This is a genomic window from Azospirillum canadense (assembly GCF_025961225.1).
Lineage (GTDB): Bacteria > Pseudomonadota > Alphaproteobacteria > Azospirillales > Azospirillaceae > Azospirillum > Azospirillum canadense.
The window spans coordinates 419668-433190 of record NZ_JAOQNG010000010.1 but is presented as its reverse complement, the minus strand read 5'-3'; the positions used below and the strand labels follow the sequence as shown (position 1 = coordinate 433190).

Genomic DNA, 13523 nt, shown 5'->3' with positions numbered 1-13523 from the left:
ACCCATTCTGAACCTGAAGCGTCCGGCGTATCTCCGACTGGAAAGGAGACACCGCATGACGACATGGTTCATCACCGGCATTTCACGGGGACTGGGATACGCGCTGGCCAAGGCGGCGCTGGCGGAGGGCGACACGGTCTACGGCACCGTCCGCAGCGGAACGCCCGATTTCCCGGCGGGCCGCGGCACGCTCCACGTCGCGACTCTCGACGTAGCCGACGGTGACGCGGCGGAAGCGGCGGTCCAGGACGCCTTCGCCCGGATGGGACGCATCGACATCCTCGTCAACAACGCCGGCTATGGCCTGCTCGGCGCGATCGAGAAGGCCAGCGACGCGGAGGTCGCGCGCCTGTTCGCGGTCGACCTGTTCAGCCCCTTCCGCATCATCCGGGCCGCATTGCCTCACCTGCGCACCCAGGGATCGGGACACATCGTCAACATCACGTCCATCGCCGGACGCGCGCCGGGCGTCGGCTCCGGCCTGTATTGCGCGGTGAAATTCGCGCTGGAGGGGCTGTCGGCGAGCCTTGCGCTGGAGGTCGCTCCGCTCGGCATCAAAGTGACGGCGGTGGCGCCGGGATCCTTCCGCACCAACTTCCTGTCGGCTTCCTCGGTTCGCTGGAGCGAGTCCGAGGATCCGGCCTACGCCGCCAGCGTCGGGAGCAGCTCGGCCGCCTTCAACGCCGCGGACGGCCGCCAGCTCGGCGATCCCGACCGCGCCGCACGGGCGATCCTCACGGCCGTGCGGTCGGACAACCCGCCCCTGCACCTCCTCCTCGGGTCGGACGCCTTGCGCCGCGCCCGCACCAAACTCGACGCCGTGATCGCCGAGATGGACGCGTGGAAGGAGCTGACGCTCAGCACCGATTTCCCCGACGGGAAGTAACCGGCCCAGCATGCCCCTCTCCCGAGGCGGGAGAGGGGCACGCTTTCCAGTCAGCGGGTGTTGACCAGCTGGACCACGCCCTTGCAGACCGTGGAGAACTCCTTCATCAGATCCATGATCTGCTTGGCGGTGTAGTCCTCCGGCACCTTGACCGGCAGGCCGGTGCCGCTCTGGTTCGCCCAGGGGTCGAGCTTCTTCTTGAAGAAGTCCGGCTCGGCCTTCAGGTTGTCGATCTTGCGCGCGAAGACCAGCTGCATGGTGATGTCGCGCGCCAGCGTCGGGAACAGCTCGTTGTAGGTTTCCGGAACCGGCTTGGCCTTCACCTTCGCCACACCCGCGGCGGCGCGGGCGAGCGCGCCGTTGATGTTCTTCTCCCAGTTCTTCAGCATCTTCTCTTCAGTCGACTGGTCCTTGGCGGCCTGGTCGAACTTGGTGGTGTACATGCCCACCGACGCCTCAATGGTCGACTCCAGCGCGTCCAGTTCCTTCATCAGGAACTTCAGCGCGCGCTCGTAGGCCGACTTGGCGTCCTTCTCCTCGCGCTTCACGAACTCGTCGTAGATGGCCTTTTCCAGCACGGTGACGTAGGACTTCTTGGCCTTGGCAAAGTCCTTGAAGGCGGCGCCGTAGGCCTTGACCGCGCTCTGGCCGGCCTTGGCGTCCGTGCTGTTGGTGGTGTCGCATTGCTGATAGGCGGTTTCGCACGACTTCAGCGACTTCGACAGGCCGGTGTAGCTGCCGAAGGCGTTGAAGATGCCCTTGCTTTCCTTCGGCTTGTGCTTGCCGGTGATGGCCTCGAATTCCTTCTTGACCTTGTCCCAGCGCTGATCGAAGGCGATGTGCGCCATGGTCCTTGTCCTTTCCTGTGCGGGTGTGATGACGACGGTCGGTGTGTATGGGCCTCAGGACAGACGGGGCTGGAGCATGTCCTCCATCGCCCGGATCGCCGCCCAGTCGCGTTCGAACACGGCCCGGTCGGGGTGGGCGAGGTAGACCTTCGCGAGGATCTGCGTGAGGTCGAGCGTCGGCTCGACCACATCCCCGAGCCGCGGAACCAGCGTATGGCCGCGCACGCTCTCCAGCCGATCGAGCACGCTCAAATCCGGCAACGCCTCCACCCGGCCCGAGCCGAGGACCGGGAGGTAGAGCACCATCGCCTCGGCCTCGAAACGATAGTGGCCGTCCAGCAGCGGGCCGACCGTGGCGGCACCGTCGAAGGCGTCCACGAGCAGATCGACCTGGTCGTGTCCGGTGCCCGCGGCGATTCCGGTGGTCGACCCGGCCGGCCCCATGGCGCGCGCCGCGATCTCCACCAGCGCCGGGCCGCGGCTGGTCATGCGCACCTCGGCGTGCCCAGCGCCGTCGGTGATTTCCAGCGCGTCGAGCACGCGCCGGATGTAGGCCATCAGCGCCTGTGCGGTCACGTCGTCGGGCGGCAGCAGCCGGTAATAGTCGTAGACGAAGGGCGACCCGTTCAGCGTCCGCTTGGCCGAATGCAGGACGTCGCACACGTAATGGCGCCCGCCCCGGCTCACCGTGTTGACGACATACTCCTCACCGTCCAGGTAGGTCTGCACCAGCAGCCGGTCGTTCGCCGTGCCGCAAAAGTCCCGGCTGCCCAGGATGCTGTCCGCCGCCGCCCGCAGCTCGGCCGGGCGGGAGCAGAAATAGACATGGTCGGTGGAGGCGCTGGCCAACGGCTTCGCCACAACCGGCCAGCCGGCCTGCGCGGCCCACTCCGCCGCCTCCGCGGCGCTGCCGGCCATGGTCTGGCGCGCGGTCAGCAGGCCGGCGGCGGCCAGCCGCTCGATCATCATGAACTTGTTGCGCCGCGCCGCGGTCAGCTTCGGGCTGTTGCCCGGCGTGCCCAGCGCCTCGCTCAGCGCGTCGGTCAGTTCGACCGCGGACTCGTTGCCGGGCAGCACGAAGGCCGGGTCCAACGGACGCAGCCTTTCCACCAGGGCGGCAAGGTCGCCGTCGTGGGCAATGTGGCCGGCGAAATCCTCCGACCGATAGCTGCGCAGCAGCGAGGGCGCGAGGTCCGGGCGACTCTGCACCGCGACCACTTGGTACCCACGCGCGCGCAGACGCGGCGCGAGAAGGATTCCGGTCGAGTAGGGATCGACGATGACGGCAGTCTTTTGTAAGGCGGTCTTCACGACACCGCCTCCATGCGGGATTCAGCGGCAACCGCCGCGACCGCCGGCCGCGTGTAGGTCACCAGCGGGACGGGGCCGGAGAGGTCGACAGCGGCGCCGATCCAGCCGGCCTCGATCACCAACCGCTGCTCCTCGACCTCGGGGATGGCGAAGACGCGTTCGCTTCCGGGGATCCAGGCCGGCGGCGGCGCGCCCATGTCACGATGAAGCAGGTAGCGCAGCCGGCCGCTGTGCATGGTCAGCACGCGACGCACGACGAAGCCGCCGGCCAGCAGGTTGGACAGGCTGAGCGGATTGGACAGCGCCACCCGCGAGAACAGCTGTGTCCGCCCCGCCCCTAGAGCGTGGAGCGTGCGCATGGCGACCAGCAGCCGCTGCAACCCGTTGCCCCGAAAGTCGGGATGGATCATGCAGCTCGCCATATGGGCCGTGGCGGTGACGGCCGGTCGCGGCTGCGGCAGGTCCTCCACGAAGGCCGGCATGCCGGGCTGCGGCAGGCCGAGGATGGCGCAGCCGATCAGGCGCCCTTCCGCCTCCAGCCCCAGGATCACGCCGCGCTCGCCCAGGTGGAGCCCGGCGAACTCCGGCGTTTCCGGGAAATAGGCGTCGATGTCCGGCAGTTGGTCGAAGATGAAGCTGCGGAAGGCCTCCAGCGCCGGCAGGTCGTCGGTACCGAGGAAACGCAGCCGGTACGGGATGGAGACCGCCGCGCCGCGGCGGACGCGCAGGACGCCGGCGTGGACCGTCTGGTCGGGGGATAAGGGGACCGTCATGTCAGGCGTCCTGCACGATTTCGGCAATGTTCAGAAGGCGCATCGGCGGGTAGAGGTCGAGCCGCTTGGCCGCCCCGATGCGCAGCAGCAGGGAGAAGCGGTTCAGCGTCTCCACCGCGATGCCGTCGGCGGGCTTGGCACCGGACAGGATCTCCACCGCCTTCAGCCCGGCGAAGCGCCCGACGTTCACGGCCGGGCTGACCAGCCCCATCAGCAGGTTCGCCCGGCGGATCGGCAGCTCGGTCGAGCAGAAGGTGGCGAGCTTCTGGGCCAGCGCCTGCTCCGCCACCAGCGCGTTGTTGTTCGACGCCACCAGCGTGTCCGGCCCGATGTAGACCAGGTCCGCCCCGGCGCGCGCCGCGTCGGCGATCAGATCCGGGATGGCGGCGGGGTTGGGCGCGCCGGCGGCGTCGCGCGGCAGGGCGCTGTCCAGCACCTCCACCCCCTGGCGCTGCGCCTCCTCCTTCAGGTCGCGCACGGCGACGACCATGTTGTCCTCGCCGGGGTTGTAGAGGGCGGCGATCTTCTTCCAGCGCCGGTAGGACAGCATCGTCTTCAGCTGCACCGCCACCGGCGCGATGTGCCGCGTCCCGGTCACTGCGCGTCCCGTGCGGTCGAGCCCGCGGACGATGCGCGAGGCGACCGGGTCGGTGACCGAGGTGAAGACCACGGGAATGTCCGTCAGGTAGCGAGACGGGTCCGGATCGTCGTAGCGCCCGACCGCCGCCAGCGTCAGCGGCGTGAAGACCGTCACGACGAGGTCGGGCTTGGCTGCCCGGATCTCCGGCAGCATCCCGGTCAGGGCCGAGGCCTGGGGAACCTCCCGCACATCCACCGTGGCGGCCAGGCCGCTCGACCCGATGAAGTCGCGGAAGCCCAGCACGTCGCCCACGTCCTTGCGCGGGGTCAGCACCAGGATGCGCGCAGTTTTGCCAGCCGCGATGGGCTTGATGGATTGGGCGAAGCCAGGCGACACGGAGGCCAGCACAGCGCCGGAGGCGCCGGCCAGGACGGAGCGGCGGGACAGGCTCATGCGGGGGTCCTCTGCGGAAGGTCGGCCGGCGGCGGCCGGAAGGCCATGCCGAGAACGAGCTGGACGGCGACGCACAACGCCAAGACGATGCCGATTCCCCTCAGCGCGCCGGCATAGCCGTAGTGGGCCAGGAACAGCCCGGCGAGGAAGGGGGCGACGACGGAGCCCAGCCGCTCGATCAGACGGAACATGCCGATGACCGTTGTCTCGCCGAGGGCGGCGCGCTCCTTCTCGCAAACGTCGGCCAGCATGGCGAGTTGCGGCGCGTTCAGCAGGGCGTGCGCGATGCCCAGCGTCGCCACCCCGCCCAGCGCCGTGGCGAGTGAGCCCGGCAGCGACAGCACATAGGCCGCCGCCGCGGCGAGCAGCCCGCCCGCCACCAGGAAGGCCGCGCGCTGGCCCGACCGGTCCGACAACTTGGCGGCCATCGGCGACACGAAGATCATCAGCAGCCAGTAGAGAAGCAGCACGCGCCCGATCCAGGACTGGCTGACGCCCTGGTCATCCAGCGCCAGCGGCAGCAGGAAGAACAGCAGCGCGGTCAGGCCCAGCTTCGCCGGCACCGCGCTGAACACGGCCAGCCCGACGAAGCGCGGGTTGCGCAGGCACAGCATCGCATCGGCAAAGCGCAGGCCGCGGCCCAGCCGCTCCTTCGGAACCTGCACGCGCGGCAGCACGCGCCACGCCATGAAGGCAGCGAGCAGAGCCAAGCCGGCGGAGATCAGGAAGGTGGTGCGGAAGCCGAGCTGCCCGGCGATGACGCCGCCGATGGCCGGGCCGCAGACACCGGCACTGAGGATGCCGCCGGCGTACATCGCCACGGCCTGGGCGCGCTGCTTCGGGTCGGTAGCGTCGATGACGAAGCCCTGAGCCGAGATGAACACGCTGGCGTAGCCGATGGCGGTCAGGCAGCGCGCGGCGATCAGTTGGACCAGGTCGGTGGCGAGACCGGAGCCGACCAGCCCAGCGAAGGACATCAGCGCGCCGGCCAGGAACACGGCGCGGCGCCCCCGCCGCTCCGACACGCTGCCGGCGATTGGCTGGCTGACCGCCCACAGCAGCATGAACAGCGCGATTGGCGCGCCGATGACCATCTCCATGGTCAGGCCGGGCACCGGCTCGAACAGCGACTTGATGTAGACGGACAGGAAGGTGCGCGTCAGCTCCTCCGCCAGGGAGAAGATGAAGATCGCGAAGCGCAGCTCCACCACCCGCTGCATCATGCCGATCTTCGCCATGACCGGCTCGGTCCCGGACAGGTCGGCGCGGTGGCGGACGCTGTCGAGCGCCCAGTCGATGGCGCGGGCCAACTCGCCGACCTCGTCGCGGTTGCGCAGGTCGACGCGCACGCCGAGATGCCCCTCGCCCACCCGGCGGATCACCGCCGACACGCGGCGCAGGGGGGCGGCGACGGAACTGCCGACGACCAGCAGCAGGATCTCGACGTTCAGCAGGATGGCGACGATCAGCACCGAACCCAGGTCGTAGACGACCTCGTTCAGGGCGGATTGCACGAAGCCGGCGCCCATCCCCACATGCAGCCGCGCAACCGTTACTCCATCGCTTTCCAGTGGCAGCACCGTGTCGATGAAGGACGGCCGGTCGGCCTCCGGAGCGGCCTCCGCCGTCAGGCGCTCGCCCGACCGAGCCCCGTCGACACCGGCGTAGGCCGTGAGGCGCCCACCGATCTCCAGGCCGATGTACTTCACGTCGGGATTGGCGGCCAGCGTGTCGGCCAGCAGCTCGTCCATCCCGACGAGCTTGTCCACGGCGATGCCCAGGTCGATCGCGCGGTCGATCTGAGCCACCACATAGGCGCCGACCACCTCCGCCTTGCGCGCCAGCTCCGGTTCGATCAAGGGGCGGAACAGGCTGTTGAAGTGGGTGGTCTGGACGGCGAGGCTGACGAGCATGAGGACGGACACCACGCCCGTCAGCATCCAGTTCAGGCGCCGGACGAAGGACAGTTTCATCGCACGCTCTCCGCCGGGGATTGGGCCGGGCAGTGGGCAGGGCGGTGGGCGGCCCCGTCCGTTTCCAGTTGCTGCAAGTGAAGGATGCGGTCCGCGAATTGCGGAAGGTCGGGGGCGAAGTCCGCCATCTCCGGCGTGATCTCCGGCGGCTCGCCATGGCCGAGCGCCTTGACGGCCGAGGTCAGCTCCCGCAGCAGACGCTGGATTGGGCGCAGCAGCAGCCAGACCGCGATCATCGTGATCAGCAGCCCGGTGATCAGGTTGATCCCGCTGGACAGCGCCAGTTCCGGAATCGTGCCGCGGATGCCCGCGTGCACCTCGTTCAACGAGTAGGTCAGGCCGATGCCGCCGGCCACGCCGCCGAAGGCGTTGCGGATGCCGAGCAGAAGGGCCTGGGAGTCACCGCTGGTCACCTTGGCGCCACGCTCCGACCGGCCGTCGCGCGCGAAGGCGGCCTTCCAGTCGGCGGGCATCGTCCCGGTCGGCGCGTTGCGGCCGGCCGACGCCAGGATCTCGCCGGCGTCGTTAAAGAGGACGAGGCCGGTGATGCGGTCGTCACGCGACAGCGCACGCTGGATCAGCGCGTCGAGATTGCGCAACGCGTTCAACGACACGCCGAGGCTCACCGCCCCCTCCACCTCTCCCGCCAGCCCGCGCAGGGCCACGGTGAAGCGGGAAGCCACGGTGTCCTCCACCATGCGCTCCATCTTCAGGTAGGACAGCGCCGCGGTCGAAATCAGCGCGAAGCACAGCGCAACCTGCAGCAGCAAGATGATCTTTGTCGTTAGGGTCAGGCGCATTGGTCTGTGGCCGGGATGAGACCAGCACACCTTACGCGCATCCCGGCGGGCACCGGTTCCGAGACGGGTCCAGACTGGACGGGAACCGGCGGACATGGCTCCGCCCCGGCACAACCCCGGAATCAGAATTATGTTCGAATTTCGTTACAACTTTTTCTTTATTTCGCAGCAAAATCGGCGCAACCGACAGCGCTCGATGTCATCGCCGCAATATACACGTATGACTTTCATCATATAGCTGCGAATTTGCCGCAACGCGCACATGGTTATTCGATGCATCTAATTTGGACCATGATTGCATCCACCTCAGTTTGCTTTGTGTGTTAATCCATTTGGATCAGCGAACACGAAATTGGGTGGGGAGGGTTTCGATGCGGATCGAAATGGAGCGACCCTTGGCGTGGCCCGTCCGCCCCGTGCCGACGAGCGCCGACCTCAACGTCACCGGAACCTCCATCCTGATCGCTTGTGCCAACCGCGACCTGGGCGACGGCATGCGCGACGCCTTCGAGCGCAACGGCCACCGCATCCACGTCACGCACAACGCGATCGCGGCGCTCGACACGCTTGAGTCGGACGGCAGCATCGGCATCGTTGCCGTCGAACTCGCCCGCCCCCATTTCGACGGGCTCGCCCTGGTCGAACGGATGCGGCGCAGCGTCGCCCGTTCGCTCCAGTTCGTCATCGTCTCAGGCGAAGCTACGGCGCAGGATGTCGTCCGCGCCATCCACCTCGGCGTCGCGGACTTCGTCAGCGACCCGTCGGACGGCAGCCAACTCCACGGCGCCCTGGCCCGCGCCCTGACCCTCCACCAGGGCGCCGCCAACGACGCGGGAAGCCCTCCGGCGCCCGAGCATCGACGTGTCGACGCGCTGGAGGAGGCTTACCGCCACGGCCTCGCCCTGATCGCAGCGGTCCGGTCGTTGCGCGAGGGGCAGCCGGTGGCCCTGCCGCAGCCGCCCGCTCCCATCCCGCTGGCGGAGGCGGTCAGCCGCCAGGCGAACGCCAAGAGCGGGCTGGACATCCTGCGCGGCCTTCAGCAATCCCGCGTCGCCCGCGACAAGTTCTTTCCCAAGGGCCTGTTCGAGGACCCCTGCTGGGACATGCTGCTGGACCTGATGGCCAACCACCTCCGCGGTCGGCGCATCTCCGTGTCGTCGCTGTGCGTGGCGTCGGGCGTCGCCCAGACCACGGCGCTCCGCCGCATCACGGAGTTGAACGAACGCGGCCTCGTGCGGCGGATCGCCGACGAGCGGGACGGCCGCCGCGTGTTCGTGGAGTTGACCGACGAGGGGATTGCCGCCCTGACCGGCTACGTGGATCACATCCAGTCCCTGGCGTGATTCAACCGCAACCCGCACCAACGGGGACACGTCCCGGATCGACAGCGCTTAACCAAAGCGGCAACCATCTTTGCGGACAGGACTCTGTCCGAAGGACGGCGGAGATCCGATGACCGACCAGAAGTACAAGGACGTGATCGTCCTCTCCTCCCACACCGAAGGGAGCGAACCCGGCACGGCCATGCCCTCCCGCCCTGCGATGCCGAGTGAGGAACTGGACCGCCAGCGCCTTGCCGAAAAGCTTCGTTCGCAGGGCTGGAGCTACCGCCGCATCGCCGAGGAGCTTCAGGTCTCCTACATCCTCGTCTCTCGCTGGTTGGGCGGCGATGGCGTCACGGGCGGTTCCCGGTCGACGCCAGCCACCGCGACCAAGACGGCGACCGTCCCGGCACCACAAACCCCGCCCCCTGCGAAATCCGGCAAGATGTCCAAGGCGGCCAAGGCCGCGGCCGCCGTCGTGGCGGCAGGCGCCGTGGCCGAGGACGACGTCCTGGCGCTCCAGCTCCGCGCCGTCGAACAGTATGTCCGCGAGGTGATTGCCAGCCTGGAGGAGCGGCACGAAACCCTGCTTCAGCGGCAGGATGATCTGATCCAGGCCTTGGACCGCGAACGCACCGCCGCCCGCGCCCGCGAGGAGGAACTCCTCGCCACGCTGGAGGAAGAGCGCCGCCTCTTCCGCGAGGAGATGGAGCGCTTCAAGGAAGAGCTTCGCCAGAATCCGGGCACCAACGCATCGCGCGGGTCGGACGACGACGAGGAAGAGGACGAGGACGACGACGCGCTGGCCGCCTTCAGCTTCGACGACGACTCCTCCAATTCGGACCAGGAGGACGACGAGGACACGGTGGCCGCGAGCGCCTTCTCGTTCGATGACGACGACGAGGATACGTCGTCCGTCGCCGAAAAAGCCTTTTCCTTCGATGATGAGGATGAGTCCACAGAGGAGGAGACCGTCGCCGAAAACGCGTTCTCCTTCGACGATGACGACACGTCCACCGACGAACCCAACAGCGTGGCGGAAAGCGCCTTCTCCTTTGACGACGAAGACGAGACGGAGAAGGACGCCGAAGCGGTCTCGGAAAGCGCCTTCTCGTTCGACGATGACGAGGATGACAAGGCCGAGTCCGACGACGCGCCGAAGGTCACCGAAGACGCCTTCTCCTTCGACGACGACGAACCGGAGCCGGAACCGGAACCGAAGCCCAAGAAGAAGGGCCTGTTCTTCTGGCGCCGCTGACGCCACCCCGACAAAGCAAAAGGCCCATTCCCCGCGGCGGGGAATGGGCCTTTTTCGTGGGCCGGCGACGTGCCTTACCGGACCGTCAGCCAGTAGCAGACGATCGCGTACACCAGCGGGAAAACCACCAGCGACACGCGGTCGAGCGTCAGCGACCGGGCGGCGTTGCGCTCGTAGATCATCAGCGACACCGCACTCTGCATCAGGCTCAGGAAGATCATCGCCATGGACGCCAGGTTGACGCTGTCCGACAGGGTGAAGCCGCTGCTGCGCGGCAGGTCGCCGGAAATCACAAAGTAGCTCGCCACCACCGCGAACAGCGCCCCGATGCCGAGCCCAAAGCGCGGGTCGAGGTCCACCGGCTTCACCATGAAGGCCAGGAAGGCGACCAGCGAGGAAATGAAGATCGTCGAGAAGGTCTTCAGGTAATAGACCGAATCCGGCCGCTCCAGCGTGATCGACTGGGTGTAGCGGGAATAGACGGATTCATGGTTCTTCGGCAGTGTGATGTCGCCGTAGTTCGTCCGGTACAGGTGCTCGCTCACCGACGCCTTCGTCCCGCCCAGCGCGTAGCCGGACACCGACACGTCGGGATCGACGGTGCTGTTCTCCGTGTCCGGAACGTAGACGATCTTGTCGGACGTCTGGTCGCTGTCCTCGATCTGAAGCCGGATGGTCTGGCGGTCGAGCGGAAAGTGCGTCACGTCCCAGGGCTGGTTCAGCGTGGCCTGGACGCGCACCTGGCCGTAGTTGGTGTCCTTCAGCTTGCGAACCGGCGTGGGCGTCTTGGAGTCGACCTTGCCGTTCATCAGCTCGAAGGTGTCGAGCGGGTTGACGCTGTCGTCGTCCCAGCGGAACCAGACGTAGAAGTCGACGCTCACCTGGTTCTCGCGCAGGTTCACCCCGGTGATCTGGTTGACGTAGGTGCCCACCGTCACCTTCACCGGCTCCGCCGCCGCAAGCGTTGGAAGCCCGGCCACAAGCGCCACCAGGAACGCCAGCACGATCCGCATCATTCGAAAATCCCTTCCCTTTCCCCGGTGCCCGCGAGCGTTCCGCTCAGTGCGCGTGCGCTTTCTTGACCAGCACGTCCATGGTCGCCAGCAGCACGCCGGAGATCACGAAGGCGATGTGGATGCCGATCAGCCAAGCCAGGTCGCGGTCGGACATGTCCTTGACGTGCATGAAGGTCTTCAGGATCTGGATGGAGGAGATTGCGACGATGGAGGCGATCAGCTTCACCTTCAGGCCGCTGAAGTCCAGCTTGCCCATCCATTCCGGACGGTCGGCGTGGCCGTGCACGTCGATCTTCGAGACGAAGTTCTCGTAGCCGCTGAAGATCACCATCAGCACGAGGTTGCCGACCATCGTCAGGTCGACCAGCCCGAGCACGACCAGGATGATGTCGCCCTCGTCGCCGCTCAGCAGGTGCGGCAGCGCGTGCCACAGTTCCTGCGCGAAGCGCCAGCCGATCATGGCGAGTGCAGCGACCAGCCCGACGTAGAGCGGGGCCAGCAGCCAGCGGCTCTGGAACATCAGGGTTTCCAGGAAATGCTCGGCCTTGCGGGCCGCCCGCCAGCCATCATTGGTGGGGACCACTATGTCCGTCGCGTCGGCCGCGGCCGAAATGTTCGTCTGTGTCATGGATTAGCTCGCCATTGTGATGTCGCCGCGGATCTGCCCGATCTTCCGGCCGTCGACGTATTGGACGAAGGTCATGCTCAGCTCGTCGAAGGCCAGCGCGATGGTTTCGTCGCTGCCGTCCGAGATGCTCAGGTCGTATTGGGTGATCTGCGTCTTCTTCAGTGTGATGGTCAGGTACGGTTGCAGGAAGTCGTTGCCCGACGCGCCGCCCTGGAGGTCCGGAACCGCCAGGAAGAAGTAGAGCGTTGCCGTAACCTCCTTCACTGGGTCGGTGAAGGCCGCCTGCATCAGCTTCGGCGAGGCGATGTCGAGCCGCCGCGTCAGCTTCAGGCTATCCACGCCGAGGTTGCGCTTGTCGACCGGCTCCGCGGCTTCGCCGTACAGTGTGCGGACATACTTGACCGGATCGTCGTCCTGGCTGTCCCCGTATTCGAAGCCGCCGACCTCGCGCTTGCCGGAGACCATTTCGAAGGTCTCGCAAACGATCATGTCCTTGTAGTTGGTGAACAGGCTGTCACCCTTGATGCCCGGATAGTCCAGCAGGATGCAGGGCATGGCTCAGCGCTCCTCAAGGCGAAGCAGGGAGAAGATTCGGCCGACCTCGCCGCTGTCGCCCAGCAGCTCCGCGTACAGCTCCGGCAGCGACAGGGAGCCCCAGCCGGCAGCCCGCCGCACGAGGTAGGAGGTCGGGCTGTGCGGCTCCTCCCGCGCCAGGAAGTCGGCGATCTGGTGCAGCATGGCGTAGGCCTCCTGCCGCGTGCGCGGTCCGCCGGGCCGCGCGAAGGCCGAATGCGACGTCGTCCCTTCCACCGGAACATCCTCTTGTTCCACGTCCTCGGCCGCGGCAGCCCCGTCCGGGTCGATGCCGCGCTTGCCCAAGGCCTCGCGGTGGAACTGCATCAGGCTTTCCAGCGCGCGCAGCAGGTTGGTGAAGCCGGGCGCCGAGCGGCCGGCGACGCCGTCCAGCTCCGACACCAGGGCGCGCACGGCCATGACCGCGTCGCGCAGGTGGCCGTACTGGGTCTGGTAGAAGTCGGGAGAGGTGCGATCCTGGTCGGCGGCGATCTGCTCGACCGTCACCTCGCCGTCGGACACGGCGGCCTGATAGGCGCGGTGGTCGCGCGAGGCCAGCTTGTGCAGGCGTTGCGCGTTCTGCCAGTCCTGGAAGCGGAAGGTCTCGCGGCCGCGTTGCTCCGGCATGGTGATTTGCGTCGCCATAAGGTCACGCGCCAGCCGGTCGTCGAGCCAGACCAGCGGCGACAGCCGCGGCTCCACGTCGTCGTCCTCGATGCGGGGGTAGAGGCCGTCCCAGAAATTCTCGACCAGCCCGTGGACCAGCAGCAACCCCGGCGCCAGCCCGGCCAGCCCGTGCAGTTGGCCGAGCCCCTGAACCATCCAGGCCGCGACCTGAAGGTCCTTGGTCCGCGTCTCCAGCAGTTCCGTCGCCAGCTGGACGAGTCCCTTCCAGTCGGCCTTCTTGACGGCGGTCTGCCAGATGCCCTGGTCAAGCTCGTCGTCCATCCGACGCGCCTCGTTCAGCGCGTCGAACTCCGGGCCGTGGCGCAGGTCCTCGCCGGCGGGGTCGTCGCCGGGGATGGGTTGCAGCAGCGCGTCGATGTCGATCAGCGCGGCGGCGGGTCGGTGGGTGAGCAACGTGTCGGTCATGGTCTCGCCA

Annotated in this window: 13 protein-coding genes; 3 read left to right on the top strand and 10 right to left on the bottom strand. The window is 67.5% G+C overall.

Going from position 1 to position 13523, the window contains the following annotated elements:
* Positions 1-55: 55 nt before the first annotated feature.
* On the top strand, positions 56-886 hold the full coding sequence (locus M2351_RS37725; protein ID WP_264661108.1) for an oxidoreductase: 831 nt from the start codon (positions 56-58) through the stop codon (positions 884-886).
* Between the two features lie 50 nt (positions 887-936).
* Here the strand turns inward: M2351_RS37725 and M2351_RS37720 are convergent, their stop codons facing one another.
* The 6 genes from M2351_RS37720 to M2351_RS37695 are packed head-to-tail and all read right to left on the bottom strand — an operon-like array spanning position 937 to position 7594.
* Positions 937-1734, bottom strand: coding sequence for a hypothetical protein (locus M2351_RS37720; protein ID WP_264661107.1), 798 nt, complete (start codon positions 1732-1734; stop codon positions 937-939).
* Positions 1735-1788: 54 nt separating this feature from the next.
* A complete protein-coding gene (locus M2351_RS37715) occupies positions 1789-3045 on the bottom strand; it encodes an ATP-grasp domain-containing protein (RefSeq protein ID WP_264661106.1) in 1257 nt (418 codons plus the stop codon).
* Positions 3042-3818 (bottom strand): GNAT family N-acetyltransferase, encoded by a 777-nt coding sequence (locus M2351_RS37710; RefSeq protein WP_264661105.1) that lies wholly within the window; start codon positions 3816-3818, stop codon positions 3042-3044. Before M2351_RS37710 ends, M2351_RS37715 begins: the two co-directional genes overlap by 4 nt.
* A gap of 1 nt (position 3819) precedes the next feature.
* Positions 3820-4851, bottom strand: coding sequence for an ABC transporter substrate binding protein (locus tag M2351_RS37705; RefSeq protein ID WP_264661104.1), 1032 nt, complete (start codon positions 4849-4851; stop codon positions 3820-3822).
* A complete protein-coding gene (locus tag M2351_RS37700; protein WP_264661103.1) occupies positions 4848-6824 on the bottom strand; it encodes an MFS transporter in 1977 nt (658 codons plus the stop codon). The genes M2351_RS37705 and M2351_RS37700 overlap by 4 nt, the downstream gene beginning before the upstream one ends.
* Positions 6821-7594, bottom strand: coding sequence for a hypothetical protein (locus M2351_RS37695; RefSeq protein WP_264661102.1), 774 nt, complete (start codon positions 7592-7594; stop codon positions 6821-6823). The genes M2351_RS37700 and M2351_RS37695 overlap by 4 nt, the downstream gene beginning before the upstream one ends.
* 401 nt (positions 7595-7995) lie before the next feature.
* Between M2351_RS37695 and M2351_RS37690 the strand changes: the two genes are divergently transcribed.
* A complete protein-coding gene (locus tag M2351_RS37690) occupies positions 7996-8967 on the top strand; it encodes a response regulator (RefSeq protein WP_264661101.1) in 972 nt (323 codons plus the stop codon).
* A 109-nt stretch (positions 8968-9076) separates the two neighbouring features.
* Positions 9077-10204, top strand: a complete 1128-nt coding sequence (locus M2351_RS37685) for a helix-turn-helix domain-containing protein (protein WP_264661100.1) — start codon at positions 9077-9079, stop codon at positions 10202-10204.
* A 74-nt stretch (positions 10205-10278) separates the two neighbouring features.
* Here the strand turns inward: M2351_RS37685 and M2351_RS37680 are convergent, their stop codons facing one another.
* The 4 genes from M2351_RS37680 to tssA are packed head-to-tail and all read right to left on the bottom strand — an operon-like array spanning position 10279 to position 13513.
* Entirely contained in the window at positions 10279-11220 is a 942-nt protein-coding gene (locus tag M2351_RS37680; RefSeq protein WP_264661099.1) for a ligand-gated ion channel, read from the bottom strand.
* Between the two features lie 43 nt (positions 11221-11263).
* The gene (locus M2351_RS37675) at positions 11264-11848 is read right to left on the bottom strand and encodes a TIGR00645 family protein (protein WP_264661098.1); all 585 of its coding nucleotides are present in this window, start codon (positions 11846-11848) and stop codon (positions 11264-11266) included.
* Positions 11849-11851: 3 nt separating this feature from the next.
* Positions 11852-12403, bottom strand: coding sequence for a type VI secretion system tube protein Hcp (locus M2351_RS37670; RefSeq protein ID WP_264661097.1), 552 nt, complete (start codon positions 12401-12403; stop codon positions 11852-11854).
* A gap of 3 nt (positions 12404-12406) precedes the next feature.
* Positions 12407-13513 (bottom strand): type VI secretion system protein TssA, encoded by a 1107-nt coding sequence (gene tssA / locus M2351_RS37665; RefSeq protein ID WP_264661096.1) that lies wholly within the window; start codon positions 13511-13513, stop codon positions 12407-12409.
* Between the last annotated feature and the right edge of the window lie 10 nt (positions 13514-13523).

Coding starts and splice junctions, on each gene's coding strand:
- M2351_RS37725 (WP_264661108.1), top strand. CDS start 56: ATGACGACATGGTTCATCACCGGCATTTCACGGGGACTGGGATACGCG.
- M2351_RS37720 (WP_264661107.1), bottom strand. CDS start 1,734: ATGGCGCACATCGCCTTCGATCAGCGCTGGGACAAGGTCAAGAAGGAA.
- M2351_RS37710 (WP_264661105.1), bottom strand. CDS start 3,818: ATGACGGTCCCCTTATCCCCCGACCAGACGGTCCACGCCGGCGTCCTG.
- M2351_RS37705 (WP_264661104.1), bottom strand. CDS start 4,851: ATGAGCCTGTCCCGCCGCTCCGTCCTGGCCGGCGCCTCCGGCGCTGTG.
- M2351_RS37700 (WP_264661103.1), bottom strand. CDS start 6,824: ATGAAACTGTCCTTCGTCCGGCGCCTGAACTGGATGCTGACGGGCGTG.
- M2351_RS37690 (WP_264661101.1), top strand. CDS start 7,996: ATGCGGATCGAAATGGAGCGACCCTTGGCGTGGCCCGTCCGCCCCGTG.
- M2351_RS37685 (WP_264661100.1), top strand. CDS start 9,077: ATGACCGACCAGAAGTACAAGGACGTGATCGTCCTCTCCTCCCACACC.
- M2351_RS37680 (WP_264661099.1), bottom strand. CDS start 11,220: ATGATGCGGATCGTGCTGGCGTTCCTGGTGGCGCTTGTGGCCGGGCTT.
- M2351_RS37675 (WP_264661098.1), bottom strand. CDS start 11,848: ATGACACAGACGAACATTTCGGCCGCGGCCGACGCGACGGACATAGTG.
- M2351_RS37670 (WP_264661097.1), bottom strand. CDS start 12,403: ATGCCCTGCATCCTGCTGGACTATCCGGGCATCAAGGGTGACAGCCTG.
- tssA (WP_264661096.1), bottom strand. CDS start 13,513: ATGACCGACACGTTGCTCACCCACCGACCCGCCGCCGCGCTGATCGAC.